This is a genomic window from Nitrosopumilus maritimus SCM1, from assembly GCF_000018465.1.
Classification (GTDB): domain Archaea; phylum Thermoproteota; class Nitrososphaeria; order Nitrososphaerales; family Nitrosopumilaceae; genus Nitrosopumilus; species Nitrosopumilus maritimus.
The window spans coordinates 104540-127235 of sequence record NC_010085.1 but is presented as its reverse complement, the minus strand read 5'-3'; the positions used below and the strand labels follow the sequence as shown (position 1 = coordinate 127235).

Sequence of the window (22696 nt, the reverse complement as noted above, 5' to 3'; positions counted from 1 at the left end):
ACAAAAAAACAAATCAAGATGATAAATTAAATATCATATACATTAGAGAGATGTGTGTATAATTTAATTAATGATCTATATCAAAAACAGAGAAATCTTGTTTCAATAGATTATGATGAATCACTTGAATACATTTCAAAAATACTACCCTTAAAAATTCATAAAATTCCTTCGGGAACAAAATGTTGGACATGGGAAGTTCCCTTAGCATGGGAAGTTAAAGAAGCTTTTATTGAAAATAATGGGGGGAAAATTATTGATGTAAAAGATCATCCACTTCATTTAGCATCATATTCTACTCCAATTGATAAAATAATTTCTAAAGAAGAATTAATGAAACATTTATCATCAAATAAAGAAAGGCCAAATGCCATTCCATTTGATTACAAATATTATCAGAACGATTGGGGTTTTTGTGTACAATTTAACAAATTAAAAGATTTTACTGAAAAAAATTACCATGTAGTTATAAATTCTGAATTTAAAGAAGGAGAATTAAAAATTGGAGAATTATTCGTTAAAGGAGAATTAAAAGAAACCATTGTTCTTGTTGCACATTTATGCCATCCTGCAATGGCAAATGATGATCTTTCAGGCGTTTCTGTTTTAGTAGATATAGGAAAAAATCTTTTAGAAAAAAATAATCTAAAATATAGTTACAGAATTTTATTCCTCCCTGAAACAATAGGTTCAATAGCTTATCTTAGTCAAAATGAAGAATTAATTTCAGACATGAAATTTGGATTATTTTTAGAAATGTTAGGAAATGATAATTTTCATTCATTACAATTTAGTAGGCAAAAAAATACTGAAATTGATAAAATTGCAGAGAATGTAATTAAACATAATCAGAAAGAATTCAAAACAGGAGACTTCCGTGAAATTATAAGTAATGATGAAATGGTTTTCAATGGTCCAGGAGTAAACATACCAATGATTTCAATCAGCAGATGGCCATATCCAGAATACCATACCAGTGATGACAATATTTCAATTATAAAAAAAGAAAATTTAGAAGAATCTAAAAAATTGGTTTTAAAGATTTTGGAGGCATTAGAAAATAACTACACGCCAATTAGAAAATTTAAAGGTCCACCACACCTTTCAAAATACGGATTATGGGTAGACTGGAGAGATGATTTAGAATTAAATAAAATGTTGGAAAAAATTTTTCTTGAATTTGAAGGAGATAATTCAATAGTAGAAATTGCTGAAAAATTAAATTTAGATTTTTTTGTTTTGTTAGATTATGTGAATAAATTCTTACAAGCAAAACTTGTAGAAAAAAAATGAATTTTACATTTTCAGCTAAATCTAAACATTCTAATTTTTATATTTCTAAAATGAGGAATGGTAATGAATGATTTTTCTAAAAAAATCAAAAAATTAACAGTTGTAGTAATTGGGTGTGGATCTATTGGGGAACGCCATATCTATAATCTAAAAAATTTTGGAGTGAATTCATTACATATAGTTGATTTTGATAAAAACAAAGTAAAGAAATTAGAAGCCAAGTATAATGTTAAAGGACATTTTTCAACAGACAAATCACTTTCAGTTAATCCTGACTTATCAATAATATGTACAGATCCTGCATCACACATCACATTAGCTGAAAAGTGTTTGAAAAAATCATCACATATTTTTATCGAAAAGCCGATTTCACATGATCCTAACAAAGTAAAACTCCTCTTAAAAAATGCGGATTCAAAGAAATTGAAAATTTTTGTTGGATATAATTTTAGATATAATTCAGGATTAAATGAATTAAAAAATATTTTGAAAAAACAGAATAAATCTCCGTATCTAATTTCTAGTAATTTTGGTCATCATATCAAATATTGGCATCCAAATAGCAATTTCAAAAACCACTATATTTTGAAAAAAAATAACGGAATTATCCTTGATGATTCACATGAATATGATTTAATCAAATGGTTATTGGAAGATAAAGTAGAATCTGTTTATTGTCAATCAATTAAAACTCCCAAATTAAGTAAATATTCTGAAAGTTTAGCATCAATAGTATTAAAATTCAAAAAAGGTACGATAGCTAATCTTACTTTAGATTTTTTAAGACCAAGCTATCAAAGAAATTGTAAGATATTATTTGAAGATAAAGAATTCAATTGGGATTTCAATATAAAGAAAAAAAATAAAAATTATCAAAATATAGCGAATATTACTATTACATCTCAAAAATTAGATACCCAAAGAAAAATTCAAAAAATTTCAGAAAAAGTTAATGAAATGTATCAAAAAGAAATGTATGATTTTATTTCATCTATAATTAAGGATACAAAACCCACCATTGATGGATGGGATGCATTAGAAACTTTGAAAATTGGTAATGCTGCATTAGAATCTGCTAAAAAAGGAAAGGTTCAATACATTAGATATTAGTTATCATTTAAAAGAGATTTTTCATAACCTTCATTTCTAGATATGTTCTGATTGATTTTGAATAATTCAGGATTTTTGTTTAACAATGAAATTACTGATTTGGTACTAAATTTAATGTTAGGACGAAATTCTTTGTAAATTTTCCGAATTAATTTTAGATCATTTTTATGATCTACAGTCAATCTATAATTTGATAAATTAGTATTATTTTCAAAATTTTTAATTTTAAATTTTTCAGGATGATGTTTTATGAATGTAGTAACATGTTCCCTATTTGATTTTTTTTTAGACATATTCCATGCTTTTTTTAATGCTTTAAAGGAAAAAATTTCTATATCGAGACCATCAGGATATGTTGGATTAATAGTATTACTAACATAATCATATTTTTTATGAGAGAAAAAATCTAAAAATTGATCAATTAGTTTTGGATCTACTAAGGGGCAATCTCCTGTTATTCGTATTATGATATCTAAATTATTTGAAGTTGAACATTGGTAAAATCTATCTAACACGTCATTCTTAGAACCACGAAAATATTCTATCTTATTTTTTTTTGCTAATGAAATTAAAGGATAGTCTTCTTTTAGTGTTGTAGTAGCCAAAATAATTTTATCAATATTTTTGACTTTTTTGCATCTATTGACAATATGCCAAATCATAGGTTTTTTTTCAATAGATGCAAGAACCTTTTTTGGGAATCTATCAGAACCAGTTCTTGCTTGAATAATTATACCAACATTACAGAATTTCATATTAATCAGAATTTTTTTCTTCTAATACATTTATTGCAGATATTGCCAATTGAGGGAAAAATGGTGTTATTTCATCTCTAAGTCTCTGAATATTTTCCTCAAAAGATTTACTTTTATCATAATTCACATCATGTTCTACAGTATCTATGACATTTCCCATGTCAATTTTATTAGCTAAATAATGGGCAGACAGAATAATTTTATTATCATTTTTTAACAATGCTTGTTTTATTGGTTCTGCACCTGCATAATCAGGTAATTTACCTCGATGTATTCCAAATGCGTCTTTTCTAGCTAGTGATAAAATTTTTGTGGGAATTAAATAACGCCATGAAACTTCTATTATATAATCACAGTTTGGGAAAGAAGTAATTTCAGATTCTTTTGAATCAATTGATTCTAAATCTATATTATTTTGTTCACATATTTGTTGAAATAATTTAAAATCAGTTCTAATTGATCTGTTTGGATCTTGGGATTTTGGATTTAAAGAATGTGTGTATAATTTTAATATGTTAAATTTTTTTATTTTAATTAGTTTTTCTAGTACCGCAAATCCATGAGGCCTAGATAAAAAACAAACAATATCAATCACAATATTTGTTAAATTAAAACAAAATAACTTAATTGTTTTTAATTCATTTTATATAATCAATATAAGGAAAAGAAGAAAATGACAATTATTTTAAAATTGGTGGATGAGAAAGATATTCGATTTTTATATCAACTTCTCAAATTAAGAAAACCATTAGAAAATATTTCACATAAGAATATGCCTAGTTATAATGAACATACAAAGTTTGTCAAATCTAAACCTTATCAAAAATGGTATATTATTTTTGAAAATAAAAAAAAGATTGGTTCTACATATATTAGTAAACAAGATGAAATTTCTATGCATTTTTTACCAAAATTTGATTCTAACAAAAATATGAATCATGTATTGGAATTAATTCTAGAGAAACACCCAAAATCTAGGTATCTAGCAAATACAAATTATAAAAATAAAAGTTTGATAACATTCTATAAAAATAATGGATTTAAATTAATTCAATATACTTTTGAACTTGTAAAAGAGAAAAATCTAAAATGAAAAAAAGAATAAAACTTTTTGATCCTATTATTGGAACTAAAGAAGAAATTGCAATAAATAAAGTTCTAAAAAGTGGTTATTGGGCATCGGGTTCAGGTGTTGGGAATGTACAAAAATTTGAGAAAAAATTCAATGAGTACATTGGCTCAAATAGTTGTGTTACTGTTAACAATGGCACATCAGCACTTCAATTAGCTGTATCATTGTTTGATGTAAAAAATAGTGAAATAATTATGCCATCTCTTTCCTTTGTATCAACTGCACATTCAGCATTATATAACAATGCTAAACCAGTTTTTGTTGATGTAGATCCTAAAACATTGTGTATAGATGTAGAAAAAATAAAAAAACACATTACAAGAAAAACCAAAGTAATTATTCCAGTTCATTTTGGAGGATTTCCTGCAGATTTAGATAAAATTAGGAAAATTTGTAAAGAAAATCAAATAAATCTTGTTGAAGATGCTGCTCATGCAGCAGGTGCAAAATACAAAGAGAAAAAGATTGGTACTGTAAGTGAAGCGATTTGCTTTAGTTTTCATCCTGTAAAAAATTTGGCAATGCCGAATGGGGGAGCCATAACACTCAATGGTAAAAAAAATAAAGTAAATTCTAATTTAATAAAAATAAAAAGATGGTGTGGCATATCAAATAGGCACAACTCACAATATGATATTACAGAGTTGGGATGGAATGCTTATCTTAATGAATTTTCAGCTGTGATCGGTTTAGAACAGTTAAAGAAACTCGATAAAATGAATAAAATTAGGAAAAAAATTGCGAAACAATATTCAACAGAAATCAATCTTGAAGAAAAAATGCCATTTTCTCAAGATTGTTCATATCACTTTTTCTGGATTCAGGTTGATAATAGAGAAAAATTTATGAAAAAATTATTTGAGAAAGGAATTGAAATAGGAACTCATTATTCTCCCATACATAAAATGAAATTTTATAAAAATAAAGTAAAATTACCAATAACAGAATCTGTAGCATCAAAAATTGTCACATTACCCATACATCCAAACCTTTCTGAAAATGATGTAGATAAAATAATTCAAAATGTAAATAAGTTTAGTAATTAACATTATTCTACATCAATGATTCCATCACCTTTTTGAACATCTTTTTTGGATTTTTTTCCAGAAATAGTATCTAGATAAAGTGGATCCATTCCTCTTAATCTGTTCCCAGGTCGAAGAATTTCAAAATTTTGTCCTTCAATCAATAAATCACCTTTTTTAATATCTTGAATTGCTTGAATTGAACGTTTGGCAAATTTTCTGAGTTCGTCTTCAACAGGTAAAATTTCTTTTATGCCTGTTCCAAGAGCTTTTTCAGTATTACGGATTGAAGTAATCATTAATTCTAGTTCATCTGGGTTTAATGCAAAAGGGTGATCTGGCCCAGGTAAATTTTTGTCTAAAGTAAAGTGTTTTTCAATAAATTTTGCACCAAGGGAAATTGCAGTGATAGGTCCAATGATGGGATCTAATGAATGATCTGAAAGACCAACAGGAATTTTGTATTTTTGTCCCATCGTTGAAATAGTTTTTAGATTTAATGAATCAATAGGGCAGGGATATTTTGAGGTGCATTGCATTAAAGCAATATTATCATTGCCGTTCTTTCTAATTAGATTTATTGCAAAATCAATTTCTTTGAATGTACTAGCACCCGTTGAAACAATTATGGGTTTTTGAGTTTTAGCCAAAAATTCTAGCAATCGTATGTGGTTTATTTCAAATGAAGCAACTTTATGAATTTCTGTAAATTTATCAACTTCTTTTGCATCTTGAACTGAAAATGGTGTGGACATAAATTGAATATTTTTTTCATCACAATATTTCTTTAATTCAGGAATCATCTCATATGGCATGGATAAGTGTTCAAAAATTTCATTAATGTTTTCTTTTATCCCATATTTTTCTAAATAATCACTGTTACCTGCATCTGAAACATAAATTGTTTCAGGTTTGTAAGTTTGAAATTTTACAGCATCTGCTCCGGCTTTTGCTGCAGTTTCAATTAATTTTTTTGCTTGTTCCAAATCGTCAGAGTAATCACCACATTTCCAATTAGAACCAGCTTCAGCAATTACAAAAACTCGGTCTAATGCAGAAAAAGATTTCATTGTTATCATCTAAAATTCACACATGTTCATTTTTAAGAATTTATTGGTATGTGTGATAAAATCAAAAATTAGATTTAAAAACATGTTTTTATATAGATGACATCATCACAAAATATTGAAAATTTTAGAAGTTAATGTTTTAGATAGGAATAGAGATGAGTGTAAATTAGACAAATCCATTGATGAAATTAAGGAAAATATCCTATCAAAAAATTTAGTAATTATTAAGAATCTGCTTTCTCAAAAAGAAGCACAAGAAATTAGAGAATTTTCACGAGAATTTGCAAAAAATAATCATGATTCTTGTCCTGAAATTGATTTAAACATTCCAAATTTTCACAGAATAGATAACAATCCAGAAAAATCACAAGTTAAAAGAATAAATCATCTTTATTGTTTTTTTTATTGGAATTCAGAAACAAATCCTATTGCAAATTATTTTAAAAGACAATTTAGATTAAGAAATTTAATTTCAGGATTAAAGGAAGATTATGCATTAAATAATTTAGATGATGATTTTATTTCGATTCCGAGTATTCAACAATATCCATGTGGAGGTGGGTACATGCAAGAACACAAAGATCCCGATATAGGTCAGAAACTTGTTATTGATACGATCCTTAGCTCAGCCCCTAAAGATTACAAAAAAGGAGGTTTATTCGTAAGAGATGAAAATAATGAGAAACTTTTTGTAGATAATTTAGTTTCACCGGGTGATGCTATAGCATTTTACCCACAAATATCTCACGGGGTAGATCCAATTGATCCTGATTCAGATATAGATTGGAATAGAGATGATGGAAGATGGATGTGTTTTTCAACTCTTACCACTCTTTCTAGTTGGAAGGGAATTAAAGACAAAGCATCCCCTAAGCCAGTTACTAATTAAAAAATGGCTATTTTTGAATTGTTAATCGCAATAATTTGGAGATCCATCTAATAAATATTTACCAATTTTTTTGAACAAATGATTATTCTTTATTCATTTTAATTTAAAATATTGAATAAAACTAAATATCCAAAAATTACAGCACACTTATGTCACGTTTATCAGTAATTAAAGAGATTTTTCAACTATATGTTAAAAAAAGAAAATTCTATATGTTTCCAATTATTGTATTATTAATTGTACTAATAGGAATTACATCATTAGCCCAATCAGGATTGGTTGCATTCATTTATCCGATTTAATATGCAATCATCCTCCCCCAGATTTAAATCTCTAGCAGTTACTGCTGGAATGTCATTTTGGTTTTTTATTATTACTAGTGGAGTAGGAGTCTTTACAATTGAATACATGGTAATTTTTGTAGGAGTCGTAATTACTATTACACAGATTTTTACAATAAAAATTTCTAAAGGATTAGATATTTTTGCCATTATTAACACAAAAATATTTCTTGGAATTTTATTTTTGTTTGTAATTACAATTTATGGCGTTTTGTTTAGATTATTAAGAATTGATTTACTCAGACTTAAAAAACAACAAAATTCTTACTGGTTGCAAATAGAATCAAATAATGTTAGGAAGATGTTTTAATGTACAATCTTGGAATATCCTGTTATTATCATGATTCGGCTGCAGCATTACTCAAAGACGGTCATGTAGTTGCAGCAGTTGAAGAAGAACGATTCTCTAGAAAAAAATTTGATGATGATTTTCCAAATATGGCAATAGAGTGGTGTCTTAATGAGGCAGACATATCTCCCTCTGAGATTCATTCTGTAGCGTTTTATGACAAACCAATTTTAAAATTTGAAAGATTACTTGATAATTACATTACATTCGCACCAAGAGGTCTCTTTAGTTTTATTAATACTATACCAAAATGGTTACACAAAAGACTGTGGATAAAAAATGACATAAACAAAGCACTCAATGGATTTAAGGGTGAAATTATTTTCCCTGATCACCATATGTCCCATGCATCTCATACATTTTATACATCACAATTTGATGAATCTGCAATATTAACTGTGGATGGAGTAGGTGAATGGAGCACAACATCATTTGGTCATGCCACAGACAATTCTATTACATTGACTCATGATATCCGATGGCCTAATTCATTAGGATTGTTTTATTCAGCATTCACTTACTTTCTAGGTTTTCAGGTAAATGAGGGTGAGTACAAACTCATGGGTCTCGCATCTTATGGAAAACCTAAGTACTATGATACAATTTTAAACAATTTGATTGATGTTAAAGATGATGGTTCAATTCATCTTGATATGAAATATTTTGCATTTACGTATGACAAGGTAATGACAAATCAAAAATTTTCAAAATTATTTGGAATCAATCCTAGAAAGAAAAATGAAAAAACAGAACAAATACACTATGACATTGGTGCTAGTGTACAAAAGGTATTGGAGGATATTTTGTTAAAGATGACACATCACGTGTATGAGAAAACAAATTCAAAAAATTTGTGTCTTGGAGGAGGCGTAGCTCTTAATGGTGTCGCAAATTATCGTATTCTTAGAGAAGGACCGTTTGATAATTTACACATACCCCCATCCCCGGGAGATGCAGGTAGTGCAATTGGCTGTGCGCAGTATCTTTACTACATTCACCACAAAAAAACCAGATTAATTGAAAATGACTCCTCTAAGATAATTTCAGAAAACGCTTATGTTGGACCATCGTATTCAAATGAACAGATAGTAGAATTTTTAGATTCTATGAATATCTCTTATGAGAAATTAGAATGTGATGAATTACTAAAAAAAACAGCTCGGCTTATCTCTGATGGAAAAATTGTTGGTTGGTATCAGGGTAAAATGGAATGGGGTCCAAGAGCTTTGGGATGTAGAAGTATTCTGGCTGATCCTAGAAAATCAGAGATGAAGGATGTTCTAAATGAAAAGATCAAACACAGAGAATCATTTAGACCATTTGCCCCATCAATACTTGAAGAATATACTTCAGAATATTTCGAAATTGACAGAATTAGCCCTTACATGTTGTTTGTTGCTCCTGTTAAGAAACCACAAGATATTCCAGCAGTGACACATGTTGATGGTACTGGTAGATTACAAACTGTAAATCGTGATGCTAATCCACTTTACTATAACTTGATTTTAGAATTTTATAAAATCACTGGGGTTCCAGTAATTATTAATACATCCATGAATGTCATGGGGGAGCCAATTGTCAATACTCCTGAACAGGCTTACAATATGATTACCAAAACAAATATGGATTTTATTGTTTTGGGGAATAATTTGGTGGAAAAGTAAATGTCTGTTCAAGTTTCTAGTGGAAAGCAATTCATATTTTTTCTAATTTTAGGAATAATTTTGTTGATTGGTATTGAAGTATCTCTTCATATTACTTATTTATTTTCAATGGAATGTGATAGTTTGAATAGTTCATTTTTTGATTATTTTTCAGAGTATGATAAGCAGGTTTTATGCAGAGAATATACTTTAGCTAATGACGTTTCCATGTTTGATGCACCTGTAAGATTACATGTTCCTGATCAACATGGAAAATATGTCAACATAAATTCTGATGGTTGGAGAGGTGAAGAAATAAAATTCCTTGATGATGAATATAGGATTTTCTTTTTTGGGGGTTCTACAGCTTTTGGGAATATTTCTACATCTGATGAAACAACAATTCCAGGATATTTAGAAAAAAAATTACGTGATGAAGGATATAATGTTAAAGTAATTAATGTGGGAGTTAGTGGTGCTGCAACCATTGACGAGTTTTATGTGCTAGAAAATCTCATACTAAGATTTGATCCTGATATGGTAATTATGTATGATGGGTGGAATGATGTGGCAGGTTTTAATTTGACAAAATTTAATATCCCTTACCAAGAATTTATTTTAAATGATGCTCTTTTAAACAATATGTCATTTGATAGATTCAACTCTTCTTCAGGTTCAGGCTCTGGACTCATCAAATTTTTTGAACGCATTAATTTCAAAACAGGTATTGGGTTATTCATTTTTTATAAAAATATTGTTAATGAGCAACCTACACTTGAAAACATTGACAATTCCAAATTAGATGTAAAAAAAGGCAAAGTTGATCCAAAAATAGTCGAATTCATTCAAAATTATATGAAAAAATATTGGTCTAAAACATGCGAACTAGGACAAACAAATGATTTTACGGTTGTTAATTTCATACAACCAATTTTGGGAACTAGTGATAGAGTAATTGGTGATGATGAAAAACGGATAATGAACGATACTTCGTTCATAAATGAGTATTCAACATACCTCAGAGAAATTAATTTGAATACTGGTGAAGTAAAATATTGTGATAATATTTTTGATCTCAGGAATTCATTTTCAGAAATGAATGGTATAAACATATATCTTGATGAAGGACATATGAGTGACTTTGGAAATGAAATAATGGCAGATTCAATTTATAATAAAATTTTCCCAATGATTCCACATTAAATATTTTGAATTTTTTATAGACATTGATTTTTTTTTGTAAAAGTATATTCACAAATCTTTTTTTGAGGTCACCCTATTAATCTTCATAAATTTTGTTAACCTGGTTCAACTATTGCACCATTTTCAATTGGTCATATATCTACTACAGTTATTCCTGAAATTGCTAATTCTACAATATGTTGCAGTAAAAAATGAATGAATCTTTTTTCTTACTAGTTTTGTAGTAAGCAGTGTGTTGTATGGGTTTGGACTTGGCTTTCCAGTTCTATCAGTAAGATCTTTGAGAGGAACCACATAATTGAAAACTAATTCTTTAATTTGAGATTGTGATAACTTTGCCAGATTCTCAGTCTTCATGAGTACAATCTAGGAATATTTTAGATAGATTTCATAGGTATTCCTAGTGGCCTTTCTCTAATGGCATCCGAGAACTTCTGATGCTGTAATCATAGAAAATATGTGTAAAAATGATAGTTAAGTTGAGAAGATGACTTTTTTACAATTATCAAAGGAGTATAGAAAAATTTAGATAAAAAGACTGTTAAATAGCAAAAAACTAGTATAATATAGATACGCAATAACCACAGACATAACATGAAAATTTTAGTTACAGGAGGATTAGGATTTATTGGTAGTAATTTTATAATTAATTATTTAAACGAATTCCCTGAACATACCATAATTAATTTAGATAATGAAAATCATGGAGCCAACCATCAAAATTTGATTTCAATACAAAAGAAAAATAATTATGAATTCGTTAAAGGAGATATCACAAATCATAAACTAATGAAAAATTTGATTTCTATATCTGATGCAATAGTAAATTTTGCAGCAGAATCCCATGTTGATCGAAGTATTTCAGATGCAACACCATTCATAAACTCAAATATTTTAGGGGTATTTACAATTCTAGAAATTTTAAAAAAAGAAAAAGAAAAAAGGTTAGTTCAGATATCAACAGATGAAGTTTTTGGAAGTTTAAAAAAAAATAGCGCAAATGAGAATTTCAAATTAAATCCATCCAGCCCATATTCATCATCCAAAGCTTCAGCAGAATTGTTAGTTAATTCTTATTTTGTAACATATGAAATAGATACAGTAATAACACGTTGTACTAATAATTATGGACCTAGACAATTTCCTGAAAAATTAATACCAAAAACTATTCTATTAGCAATGCAAAAGCAAAAAATTCCAATATACGGAAATGGGAAAAATATTAGAGATTGGATTCATGTTGATGATCATTGTAATGCAGTCAAAGAAGTTTTACATAAAGGAAAATCTGGAGAATCATATAACATTTCAGCCCAAAATGAATTGGATAATATTCAAATTGTTACAAATATTTTGGAAAAAATGGGATTGAATGATGATTATTTAGAATTTGTAGAAGATAGACCTGGGCATGATTTTAGATATAGTTTAGATTCATCAAAAATAAGAAATGAATTAAAATGGAAAGAAGAAACAAGCTTTGAAGATGGAATTGAAAAAACAATTGATTGGTATGTTAAAAATCAAGAATGGTGTAACGGTATTAATAAAGAGATTTTAAAAAAAGCCAAATGGAATAACTAATTTTTTATGTAAAAGATAAAATTCTTTAGAATAAGGGAGATTTTGATGAAAGGAATAATTTTACATGGTGGTCATGGAACACGACTAAGGCCTTTAACCCATACAGGACCAAAACAACTACTTCCAATTGCAAATAAACCAATGTCTCAATACTGTATTGAATCCATGAAGAATGCAGGGATTACAGAAATTGCCATCATTATTGGAGGTATAGCTTCTAAAAAAGTCGAAGAATATTATGGAAATGGAGAGAAATTTGGAGTAAAAATCACGTATATTTCACAAGAAGCGCCAAAAGGTATTGCTCATGCAATAAATCTATGCAAAGATTTTGTTAAAGATGATAAATTCCTTGTATTTTTAGGAGACAATATTTTAAAAAAAGAAATTTTGGAATACAAAACCAATTATGAAAATTCTGATGCAGATGCACTATTGTTATTATGTGAAGTAGATAACCCTACACAATTTGGAATTGCAGATGTTAAAGATAATAAAATTATCAAGATCATGGAAAAACCAAAGGATCCACCAACAAATCTTGCAGTTACAGGAATTTATTTTCTAAATAAAAAAATTTTTGAAATTATTGATATCTTAAAACCTTCATGGAGAAACGAGTTAGAGATTACTGATGCACTACAATTATTGATGGAAAAAGGAAATAAAATTATCTTTGACACTGTAACTGATTATTGGAAAGATACAGGAACTCCAAATGATATTTTACATGCAAATAAAGAAATTCTTCAAGATATTTCTCAAGAATTTTTGGGAGAAAAAGAACAAACTCAAATTGATGGTGTTTGTGTTTTAAAAGAAAAATCATTGCTAAAAAATGTAAAAATAATTGGACCAGTCTTAATTGGAAAAAATTGTATTATTAATAATAATTCAGTTATTGGTCCTAATGTTAGTATTGGAGATAATTGTAAAATTTCAAAAAGTAAAATTGAGAATTCAATAATTATGAATAATTGTGAAATTAATTCAAATATAAAAATTTCAGATAGTATAATTGCTTTTGATTGTCAGATTTTTCAAGAAAAAAATGAAAAGAATGTTTTGCTTCTAGGTGAAGGAACAAAAATTTGGATTTAAAAAAAGAATTAATTAAAATAAGTACAATCATAGAATAATTTGTGAATACAGAAGAGCCATTAGTCAGCATTATTATTTTAAATTATAATGCAGGTAAATTAATTGAAAACTGTATTGAATCAATTCATAAAAGTGATTACAAGAATTTTGAAATAATATTAGTTGATAATGTATCGACAGATAATAGTCAAAATAAATGTAAAAAAAAATTTCCTGAAATTAAACTAATACAAAATCAAGAAAATTTAGGATATTGTGGAGGAAACAATATAGGGATAAAAACTGCCAAAGGGGAATTTATTGTGATACTAAATCCAGATACAATTGTAGAAAAATCTTGGTTAAAGGAATTTCTTCAAGAGTATAAAAAAATAGGTTTAGGCCTTTACCAACCAAAATTATTAGCATTAGACGATACATCTAGAATAAATTCTGCTGGAAACATGATTCAAATTTTTGGTTTTGGGTATTCTTTTGGAAAGGGTGAGAAAGAAAATTCAAATCATGATAAAAATTATCTAATTAATTATGCTTCTGGTGCATGCCTTTTTACTACAAAGCAAGTATTAGAAAAAATCGGTTTCTTTGATGATTTTTTGTTTGCATATCATGATGATTTAGAATTGGGATGGAGAGCTAGACAGTTAGGAATTAAATCACACTATGTTCCTAGGTGTGTGGTATATCATGCTGAAAGTTTTAGTTTTGGTTGGAGCAAGAAAAAATATTTTCTTTTAGAAAGAAATAGACATTATTGTTTACTGACACATTATTCTAGAAAAACATTTTTTAAAATGCTACCATCTTTGATCATAATCGAAATAATTGTAATAATGTTTTACTTATCAAAAGGAATGATAAAAGAAAAAATTGAGGGATATTCAAATATTTTAAAAAACTGGAATGGAATTAAGAAAAAATATTTAGAAATAGAATCAAAGAAAGAAATTAAAGATGTAGAAATCATCAAAGAATTTAAAAATCAAATTGAAATTCCAAGCATAGTAACAGGAAGAATATATTCAAAAAAAATTAATTATATTCTAAATATCTTGTCAAAATTTTTTATTAAAATTTTATAATTTTTTGTTTTTAAAATAATCTAAAGTTTCAATAATCCCATCTCTCAAGGAATACTTTGGTTCCCATCCCAATGATTTCAGTTTGGAATTATCAGCTAAAAAATTTCCCACATCCACTTTTTTAGTGTATTCTGGAGGTGGAATAAAATTTAGAGGCGAGCTTGTTAATTCATGAAGTATTTTACCGAATTCTTTAAACCATGTTTTTTGATGTGAAGAAATCCAATAGAGTTCACCATTTTTTCCATTTTTCATAATTGTCTCAATTCCTGAAACTACATCTTTCACATAGATAAGATCTCTAAAAAATTCTCCATCATTAAAGACAGTAATCTCTTTTCCACTATATGCTTGATAAATTAAAAAGTTTACAGCATTTTTTGATGAAATAGTTTTTTCTCTAGGACCAAAGGAATTTGTTATTCTAAATATTCTACAATCCATATCATATACTTGATGATAAATTTTACAAAAATGTTCACTACTCAATCTATTTGTTGCATAGATTGTTGTTGGAATACAAACTGATTTCTCATTTACAGGTAAAGAAATGGGTTTCCCTATAACAATGAATGTGCTACCTAAAATAAAAGTACATTTTAATTGTAATTTTCGAATTGATTCCAAAAAATATAATGTTGATTTTGAATTAACTTCTACATCATGAATAGGATCTTCAAAACTTTTTGAGTGAGAGGTTTCTCCAGCTAAATGAATAACTACATCAGGTTTTATTTCATTTAACAAATTTTGTATTTCTTTAAAATTTGTAATATCTAATTTAGAAAGATTTACTTTATCTTTCAAATGGTTTATGTTAGAGATATTACTGAATTCTCTTACGGCCAAAAAAATATCATAATTATTATACAGATAATCAGCCAAATGGCTTCCAATAAATCCATTTGCGCCAGTAAGCAATACCTTCACAATATCCATTTATTTTAGCATTTAATAAAAACTAGGATTCATAATAAGAAAGTCATAAGATTAAAAAAGATATTTTAAAACAATAAAACCAAGATTGCTGTATTATGAAAAAACAAATTAAAATTTTGGTTACTGGTGCAAGTGGAATGTTAGGCAATAAAATCATATCTGAATTAAGTAATAGTGATTATCAATCTTTAGGCATTTCAAAAAAAAATACACATACAATAAACAACACAATAATAAAAAAATGTGACATAACAAATTACAAACAATTAAAAAAAATTTTTGACGCATTCAAACCAAATATTATAATTCATACAGCAAGTATAACAGGCAACATTGAATGTGAAGAAAATCCAGAAAAAACTTTTTTGGTAAATTGTTTAGGAACATTTAATATTTTAAATCTAATGAAAAAAAATGGTGCCAAAATAATTTTTTGTTCTTCAAGAGAAGTTTATGGAAATTCAAAAAAGAAAGTTACTGAAAAAGATCTAGAGTTTCCAATTAATCTAAATGGAATTACAAAAATTACTAGTGAAAATTTAATAAAAAAATTTCATCAAACATATAATGTTCAATATGTAATCCTAAGATTTACAAATTTTTATGGAGATCTTAATTCTAAAAGAGGAATATCATTAATGATAAAAAATGCTATAAAAAATAAACAAGTTACAATTTATGGGGGGAAGCAAATTCTTAATTTATTACATATAGATGACGCAGTTAAGGCAATATTATTATCAATTAAATATAAAAATTCGAATACATTCAATATTGGTTCAGATGAAAAAACAACATTACCAAAATTGATTAAAATTATTGAAAATAACATTAATCAAAAAATTAAAATCAACAAAAAAAATGCAAGAGTAATAGAACCACAAAAATTTGTAATTAATATTAAAAAAGCAAAAAATGAGCTTGGATTTACTCCAAATTTTACTCTTGATTTAGGAATTAAAAAACTGGTAAAAGAAATCTAATTTTTTAATAAAATTATTATCATTACATGTTATAATAGAGGAATTTCAAGAAATAATTAAATGAAAATTGCTTTAACGTGTCCCGCATTTTTACCTGCTACTCAGTTTGGAGGGATTTTATTTCTATGTTTAGACATAGCAAGATTTGTTTCAAAAAACCATGAAACAACTGTATATACCACAGATTTAGATTTTGATAACAGCGTCAACAAATTTAATTCAGAGTTACCAAAGATTGAAAAATACGAAAAATTTGTAATTAAAAGAAACCATGTTTTTTTTAAAATAAAATTATTTTTTATAAATCCAGGATTGTTTTTTCAACTAAAGAAAGATAAGCCTGACGTAATTCATGCCATAGGAATTAGAGGGTTTCAAGCATTTGTTTCTGCAGTATACTCAAAAATTTACAAAATTCCATTATTATTAAGTGATCAAGGAGGATTACATACACATCCTGAATATCAAAAAGGGGCGGGTAAAATTCTAAATAAAATTCAGGAGCCTTTAGTAAAATTTGTAATTAATCAAGCTTCACATATTATTGCAGCAAATGAATATGAAAAATCAGTTTTTTTAAAATACTCAAATGAGAAAAAAATTACCATAGTGCATAATGGAATAGATTACAGAAACTTTGCTGCAAATAATATAGATTTTAAAGACAAATACAACATTAGTGAGTCATTTATTTTATTTCTTGGCAGATTCACCAAAATTAAAGGGATTGATTTACTGCTTTTATCATTCAAAAAAATTGTTGACAAGAAAAAATTTCAAGATTTAAAACTTGTGATTTTAGGAGCCAATTTTGGATATGAAAGAGAGATGAATTCAATGATAGAAAAATTAAATTTAAAAGAAAATATTTTGGTTATAGAAAAACCTACAAGAGGAGAGGTAATTTCAGCATATCATGCATGTAAATTTCTTGTACTACCATCAAGATGGGAAATGTCTCCACTAACTCCTTTGGAAGGATTCGCTTGTAAAAAACCAACAATTAGTACGAATATCTTTGGAATACCATATGTTGTTTTGAATAACAAAAACGGTTTACTTTTTGAACCAGAAAGTGTTGATGATTTAAAAGAAAAAATTGAAATTTTGTTAGAAGACAAAGAATTGGTAAAAAAACTAGGAAGTAATGGTTACGAGTTTGTCAAAAAAGAATATTCTTCTGATAATATGGGCAATCAAATTTTGAAACTATATGAAAAATCTCAGAAAAAAATGGAATGAGTGAATAATAGCAATGGTTTCATTAAAGGATAAAATTAAAAACATCAAAGGAATTAAAGATTTAACATCAATTGGTTTTGCCAATATTTCTGGAAATGCAATTAGTGCATTATTTTGGTTTTATTTAGCAAGTTTGTTAACAACTACAGAATATGGTGAATTATCTTATTTAATATCAATAGCAGGGCTTGCATCTGTTTTATCATTTGTAGGTGGTAGTCATACAATAACAGTTCTTACAGCAAAAAAAATCAACATCCTATCAACACTTGTAACAATTATTCTTCTGATTGGAGTTACAATAATGTTTGTACTATATCTTCTTTTTAGTAATTTATCAATAAGTATGTATGCTATCAGTTACCTAATCTACGGAGTTAGTATTGGAGAAATTTTAGGCAATAAACTTTACAGAACATATTCAATTTTATTTATTGTTCAGAAAGCTACAATGGTTTTAGCAAGTATTCTACTTTACCCCAATTTGGGAATTGACGGAGTAATTCTTGGATACGCAATATCACATTTTGTTCCAGGTTACAGAATTTTTAAAATGTTAAAAGGAAAATTCTCTTTTTCGTCATTAAAGCCTCAATGGAGTTTTATTTCAAATAATTATGGGTTAGTAATTAGTAGGGCATTTACTGGACAAATTGACAAAATTATAATTGCACCCATACTAGGATTTGCATTATTAGGAAATTATCATTTAGGAATTCAATTTCTTTCACTTTTGAGTATATTACCTATGAGTATGATGCAGTATATCTTACCCCAAGAATCCACAGGTCATTCTCATGTGATTTTAAAGAAATTAGCAGTTATCGTAGCTGTTTTGTTTGCAGTTTTAGGAATCTTCCTAGGTCCAATAATTCTGCCACATTTCTTTCCAAAATTTGAGAGTGCTGCAGAAATAATTCCCATAATGAGTTTAGTAGTAATTCCGAGAACAATAACAGCTATCACAAATGCAAAATTGTTAGGAATTTTATCAACTAGGTTTATTGTTATAGGTGTTGCAATATATCTTACAATACAAGTTTCAGGAATTTTGATCTTAGGGGAATTGTATTCGCTTAATGGAGTTGCGTGGGCATTAGTTTTAGCAGAAGCTGGTCAAGCTATTTTCCTATATGTTTCAAGTAAGTATTTCTTAAAAAAAACAAGTAATGCATAAGATCATCATTTCAAAGTGAAAAATTTCAATTTTCTCATGCTTATACTAAAGGGATATTTACAAAATCATATTTAACGAGTAGAAAACAAACAATAAAGTTGCAAGAAAAATCAAGTATAAATAAATATTTTAACAGTGATATTCTAAAACCTAAGATTTTCTTAGCGTTATTTGGAATATTTTTCTCTGCAATAATTATTAGATTAGCCTATGTAAATTTTGAAGTTCCATTAACATTAGATTCACTAGAATATTTTTTTTATGCATCTGATATTCTCATAACAGGAAAAATTCCCAATGACTACACAATTGCAAATAACGGATGGGCAATGTTACTATCAGGAATTTTTTGGTTTTTTCAATTTGAAAATATTATAAATTATATGAATTTGCAAAAAATCATTTCAATAAGTATTTCTTCATTAACTATTTTTCCCATTTACATTTTTGCAAGAAAATATGTAAGTATAAAACATAGTATTCTGGGAGCATTTATCTTTGCTATAGAACCACATTTAATTCAAAATTCATTATTTGGGATTTCAGATTCTTTATACATATTTTTAATTGTGATTTCTTTTTGTTTTTTTATTTCAAATAATAAAAAATTAAATTATTTAGCTTTTCTAATTGCAGGTTTTTCAACTATAGTAAGATCAGAAGGATTGTTTCTAATGTTGGGATTATCAATAATGTTTATCATTAAATATAAAAATGAAAAATTTGTTTTCCCAAAATATACAATTGCATTAGCATTATTTCTTCTAGTAGTTTTGCCAATGAGTTATTACAAATATGATGTAAAAGGCGAAGATGGAATTTTCATGAGGGCCGGTAATAGTTTTCTGAAACACACAGATATTGTTCCAGAATCAAATGTTAATTCAGGATTTCCATTTATTCATACAGGAATAGAAAATTATTCAAAATTTTTTGTTTGGAATATGATACCGATTTTTGGTTTTTTTGTTCCATTTGGAATTTATTTTCTATTAAAAAACAGAAATTTTGAGAAAAAATTTCTAATTGTATCTGCAATAACAATGTCACTACCTACATTTTATGCATATTCTATCCCATTACTGGATGGAAGATATTTCTATTTTTTATTTCCAATATTCTGTATAGTTTCACTTTTGGCGATTGAAAAATTTTCTATAAAAATGAAAAATGAAAATATAATAATAATTTGCATTATAATTGGAATTACTATTGCTTCAAACTATTACTTATATGAAAAAATTAACAATGAACACGAAATTGAAGTTTTAAAAATTGCAAAAATTATTTCGATGGATAAAAAAATAATTAATTCATTTTTACCCGAAGAAAAATATATTGAAGTTACAACTTTACCAGAAAAATGGAATGAATTTACAGAAATTTTTGAAAAACGGTATAAAGGAAAGTCAATCAGATCGACTTTAGATCATAATGTCAATACTGTTTTGGTTAATGAAAAAAATTCACTAGAAGAATATATGGTATTTTTTAGAGAGACAAATATTAGTCATATTATAGTTGATGATAAAAATGATTTAGCGATTTTTGATGACATACATGCTAATGAAGAAAATTACTCGTTTTTGATCAAAGAATTTGATTCAAAAGAAGAAAATTTTTCATACCATCTAAAAATATTTAAAATAGATTTTGAAAATTTTGAAGAAGGTAAATGAATTAATAAATTTTTTTTAAAAGTTTGACAATCTGTTCTTGTGAAATTGGTTTAACAGTTTCGAAATACTTTGTTGTGTTCTTTGGTTTTTTTGAACCAGGATATTTTTTGGGATCTAAAGATTCAAACATTTTAGGAATTATAAAAAAATTCTTTGTTTCTAAACAATGTTCCATTTCAAAATTTGTTAATAGATATTCGGTTAATTTTTCACCAGGTCTAATTCCAGTAATTTTTGTTTTTATTTTTGTTGATGAATACCCATGTTTTGGACCAATTACAATTTTCATTGCTTCAAAAAGATCTTTTAAATTCAGCATAGGCATTTTGAGAATAAAAGTTTCTCCACCTTTAGCAGTATAAGCTGCGTTTAAAATTAAATCAACTGCATCTTCTTTAGTCATAAAAAATCGTTTCATTCTTTCATCAGTTAATGTTAAAGGACCACCATTTTGAATTTGTTTTTCTATCTTAGGTAATATTGAACCTCTAGTATGAAATACATTTCCAAATCGTACAGAGGAAAAAACTGTCTTTGATTTTGAATGATATGCTTCAGCGGCAATTAATTTTTCTGCAAGAAGTTTTGTTGCACCCATCACACCTATAGGATTTACAGCTTTATCAGTACTAATAGAAATAACTTTTGATACATTCGCATTGACTGCAGCTTTTGCAACATTATTTGTTCCAATTATGTTTACGGTCATTGTTTCTAATGGATATAATTCACATCTATCTACATGTTTGAGTGCAGCGGCATGGAAAATAATATCACAATTTTTTACGATTGAATTGATTTTATCAAAATCTCTAATATCGCCAATTATGTATTCGATGTTTTTATGTTTAGAAAAATCTAATTCCATTTCATAAAGGGCATTTTCATCATTACTGAAAACTTTGATATGTTTTGCGCCATCAGATATAGCTCTTTGAACCAAAGCTTGTCCTATAGAACCGGTTCCACCAGTAACAAGAATATTTTTTTTATTTAAAATTGATTGCAAGTGATTTTTTTAAAATATTTTGAATTAATAACTATTGTTCTTTTTTAGTTTTTATGATGAAAGTAATTTTTGATAAATTTCTACATATTTTGGCCCTACAACGGACCAATCATGATTTTTGATTTCATCCAAAGCATTGTTCTTTAGTTCCTCTCTTTGTTTTGAGTTGTTCATTAATTGATTAATAGCATTTTTTAATTCTGTTGAATTTTCAGGTTTGATAATAAATGCATTTTTCATATGAGATAAAGTATCTTTAGCACCACCAACATCAGTACATATAATTGGAGTTCCACATGCCATAGATTCCAACAAAGTATAACTTAGTCCACCTTCCATTCTAGATGGTTGTATTAACAAATCAGAACCACGAATTATAGATAGAGTGTTTTCTCTATTTTGATATCCTAAAAAATGAATATTTTTTTGTAGTTCTGATAATTCTTTTACTTTATTCTCTTCTACCCCTGATCCTAAAATTAAAAGATGAATGTCTTGTGGTAATTTTTCTGCAACATCCAATACTTCAAGAATACCTTTTTCTTTTGATAATCTAGCAGCATAAACAATTTGTTTGTCAAATTTTCGATTAGATTTTTTGGTAATTGATTGTATATCCAATGCATTTGGGAGAAAAAACGTGTTCAATCCTTTTTGAGAGTAATAATCAAGCATTTCTTTTGAAGAAACCGTTATTGCGTCAACCCAGTTTAACGCTTTATCTTCATAATCCTTTGCTACATTTCCAGCAGTTTTTCCATGTAAATGATCTACTTGTTCATGATGAATTCCGTGTATTGCCAATAATTTTTTTCCCAAAACATTTTTCATTGCAAACGCAGATACAACATTTTGAGCATGTACTACATCATATTTTTTTGAAAATTTTGTTTTTAAAAAAGAAGATAGCATGAAGCTAGGATTTTTTAATTTTCGTATAGGAATTGTGAATGTATTTTCAGAAGAGATTACATCTACTTCATGCCCATCATTTTTTAAAAATTTTGTAAGACCTTGTACATGTCTAGCAACACCACCAATTCCTTCTTGAGTCGGAGAAATGATCAGAATTTTCATTGTTCAAAAATTA

23 protein-coding genes are annotated in these 22696 nt (G+C 27.3%); 16 read left to right on the top strand and 7 right to left on the bottom strand.

The features are described from left to right. Positions 1-54: 54 nt before the first annotated feature. Both NMAR_RS00710 and NMAR_RS00705 read left to right on the top strand, forming a co-directional pair. The gene (locus NMAR_RS00710) at positions 55-1293 is read left to right on the top strand and encodes a DUF4910 domain-containing protein (RefSeq protein WP_012214524.1); all 1239 of its coding nucleotides are present in this window, start codon (positions 55-57) and stop codon (positions 1291-1293) included. Between the two features lie 63 nt (positions 1294-1356). Beyond that, the gene (locus tag NMAR_RS00705; RefSeq protein WP_012214523.1) at positions 1357-2403 is read left to right on the top strand and encodes a Gfo/Idh/MocA family protein; all 1047 of its coding nucleotides are present in this window, start codon (positions 1357-1359) and stop codon (positions 2401-2403) included. Here NMAR_RS00705 and NMAR_RS00700 read toward each other — a convergent pair. Beyond that, entirely contained in the window at positions 2400-3158 is a 759-nt protein-coding gene (locus NMAR_RS00700) for a cytidylyltransferase domain-containing protein (RefSeq protein ID WP_012214522.1), read from the bottom strand. The two genes, NMAR_RS00705 and NMAR_RS00700, sit on opposite strands and share 4 nt — an antisense overlap. Position 3159: 1 nt before the next feature. Beyond that, positions 3160-3753: a formyltransferase family protein gene (locus NMAR_RS00695; RefSeq protein WP_012214521.1), complete on the bottom strand. Its 594-nt coding sequence runs from the start codon at positions 3751-3753 to the stop codon at positions 3160-3162. Between the two features lie 78 nt (positions 3754-3831). On the opposite strand from NMAR_RS00695, the gene NMAR_RS00690 reads away from it, so the two are divergent. Both NMAR_RS00690 and NMAR_RS00685 read left to right on the top strand, forming a co-directional pair. Beyond that, positions 3832-4251, top strand: coding sequence for an N-acetyltransferase (locus NMAR_RS00690; RefSeq protein WP_148680001.1), 420 nt, complete (start codon positions 3832-3834; stop codon positions 4249-4251). Further along, positions 4248-5336: a DegT/DnrJ/EryC1/StrS family aminotransferase gene (locus NMAR_RS00685; protein ID WP_012214519.1), complete on the top strand. Its 1089-nt coding sequence runs from the start codon at positions 4248-4250 to the stop codon at positions 5334-5336. Before NMAR_RS00690 ends, NMAR_RS00685 begins: the two co-directional genes overlap by 4 nt. Before the next feature lie 2 nt (positions 5337-5338). On the opposite strand, the gene NMAR_RS00680 is transcribed toward NMAR_RS00685, so the two are convergent. Beyond that, positions 5339-6394: an N-acetylneuraminate synthase family protein gene (locus NMAR_RS00680; protein WP_012214518.1), complete on the bottom strand. Its 1056-nt coding sequence runs from the start codon at positions 6392-6394 to the stop codon at positions 5339-5341. Between the two features lie 106 nt (positions 6395-6500). On the opposite strand from NMAR_RS00680, the gene NMAR_RS00675 reads away from it, so the two are divergent. The 5 genes from NMAR_RS00675 (at position 6501) to NMAR_RS00660 (ending at position 10810) form a co-directional block, all read left to right on the top strand. Continuing rightward, complete coding sequence (locus tag NMAR_RS00675; RefSeq protein WP_012214517.1) at positions 6501-7274, top strand: hypothetical protein; 774 nt, start codon at positions 6501-6503, stop codon at positions 7272-7274. A 149-nt stretch (positions 7275-7423) separates the two neighbouring features. Next, positions 7424-7576 carry a DUF5989 family protein gene (locus NMAR_RS10075; protein WP_012214516.1) on the top strand — a complete coding sequence of 51 codons (153 nt, stop codon included), beginning with the start codon at positions 7424-7426 and terminating at the stop codon, positions 7574-7576. Between the two features lies 1 nt (position 7577). Beyond that, the gene (locus tag NMAR_RS00670; RefSeq protein ID WP_012214515.1) at positions 7578-7925 is read left to right on the top strand and encodes a hypothetical protein; all 348 of its coding nucleotides are present in this window, start codon (positions 7578-7580) and stop codon (positions 7923-7925) included. Beyond that, complete coding sequence (locus NMAR_RS00665) at positions 7925-9628, top strand: carbamoyltransferase family protein (RefSeq protein WP_012214514.1); 1704 nt, start codon at positions 7925-7927, stop codon at positions 9626-9628. The genes NMAR_RS00670 and NMAR_RS00665 overlap by 1 nt, the downstream gene beginning before the upstream one ends. After that, positions 9629-10810 carry an SGNH/GDSL hydrolase family protein gene (locus tag NMAR_RS00660; protein ID WP_012214513.1) on the top strand — a complete coding sequence of 394 codons (1182 nt, stop codon included), beginning with the start codon at positions 9629-9631 and terminating at the stop codon, positions 10808-10810. Between the two features lie 123 nt (positions 10811-10933). Here NMAR_RS00660 and NMAR_RS00655 read toward each other — a convergent pair whose 3' ends face one another. After that, a complete protein-coding gene (locus tag NMAR_RS00655; RefSeq protein ID WP_148679999.1) occupies positions 10934-11167 on the bottom strand; it encodes a hypothetical protein in 234 nt (77 codons plus the stop codon). Positions 11168-11404: 237 nt separating this feature from the next. On the opposite strand from NMAR_RS00655, the gene rfbB reads away from it, so the two are divergent. From rfbB to NMAR_RS00640, 3 genes are read left to right on the top strand one after another with little or no spacing between them, the layout of a single operon-like run. Then, on the top strand, positions 11405-12394 hold the full coding sequence (rfbB, locus tag NMAR_RS00650) for a dTDP-glucose 4,6-dehydratase (protein ID WP_012214512.1): 990 nt from the start codon (positions 11405-11407) through the stop codon (positions 12392-12394). A 45-nt stretch (positions 12395-12439) separates the two neighbouring features. Then, positions 12440-13495 carry a glucose-1-phosphate thymidylyltransferase gene (locus NMAR_RS00645; protein ID WP_012214511.1) on the top strand — a complete coding sequence of 352 codons (1056 nt, stop codon included), beginning with the start codon at positions 12440-12442 and terminating at the stop codon, positions 13493-13495. Positions 13496-13536: 41 nt separating this feature from the next. After that, positions 13537-14577, top strand: a complete 1041-nt coding sequence (locus tag NMAR_RS00640; RefSeq protein ID WP_012214510.1) for a glycosyltransferase family 2 protein — start codon at positions 13537-13539, stop codon at positions 14575-14577. On the opposite strand, the gene NMAR_RS00635 is transcribed toward NMAR_RS00640, so the two are convergent. Next, positions 14572-15516: a GDP-mannose 4,6-dehydratase gene (locus NMAR_RS00635; protein WP_012214509.1), complete on the bottom strand. Its 945-nt coding sequence runs from the start codon at positions 15514-15516 to the stop codon at positions 14572-14574. The two genes, NMAR_RS00640 and NMAR_RS00635, sit on opposite strands and share 6 nt — an antisense overlap. A 95-nt stretch (positions 15517-15611) precedes the next feature. On the opposite strand from NMAR_RS00635, the gene NMAR_RS00630 reads away from it, so the two are divergent. The 4 genes from NMAR_RS00630 (at position 15612) to NMAR_RS00615 (ending at position 20597) form a co-directional block, all read left to right on the top strand. Continuing rightward, positions 15612-16499, top strand: a complete 888-nt coding sequence (locus tag NMAR_RS00630) for an NAD-dependent epimerase/dehydratase family protein (protein WP_012214508.1) — start codon at positions 15612-15614, stop codon at positions 16497-16499. Positions 16500-16559: 60 nt separating this feature from the next. Next, entirely contained in the window at positions 16560-17741 is a 1182-nt protein-coding gene (locus NMAR_RS00625) for a glycosyltransferase family 4 protein (protein ID WP_012214507.1), read from the top strand. A 13-nt stretch (positions 17742-17754) separates the two neighbouring features. After that, positions 17755-18918 (top strand): lipopolysaccharide biosynthesis protein, encoded by a 1164-nt coding sequence (locus NMAR_RS00620; protein WP_012214506.1) that lies wholly within the window; start codon positions 17755-17757, stop codon positions 18916-18918. 98 nt (positions 18919-19016) lie between these two features. Then, the gene (locus tag NMAR_RS00615) at positions 19017-20597 is read left to right on the top strand and encodes a glycosyltransferase family 39 protein (protein WP_012214505.1); all 1581 of its coding nucleotides are present in this window, start codon (positions 19017-19019) and stop codon (positions 20595-20597) included. Position 20598: 1 nt separating this feature from the next. Here the strand turns inward: NMAR_RS00615 and NMAR_RS00610 are convergent, their stop codons facing one another. Both NMAR_RS00610 and NMAR_RS00605 read right to left on the bottom strand, forming a co-directional pair. Beyond that, positions 20599-21606, bottom strand: coding sequence for an SDR family NAD(P)-dependent oxidoreductase (locus NMAR_RS00610; RefSeq protein WP_012214504.1), 1008 nt, complete (start codon positions 21604-21606; stop codon positions 20599-20601). Between the two features lie 51 nt (positions 21607-21657). After that, positions 21658-22683, bottom strand: coding sequence for a glycosyltransferase family 4 protein (locus NMAR_RS00605; protein WP_012214503.1), 1026 nt, complete (start codon positions 22681-22683; stop codon positions 21658-21660). Positions 22684-22696: the final 13 nt, after the last annotated feature.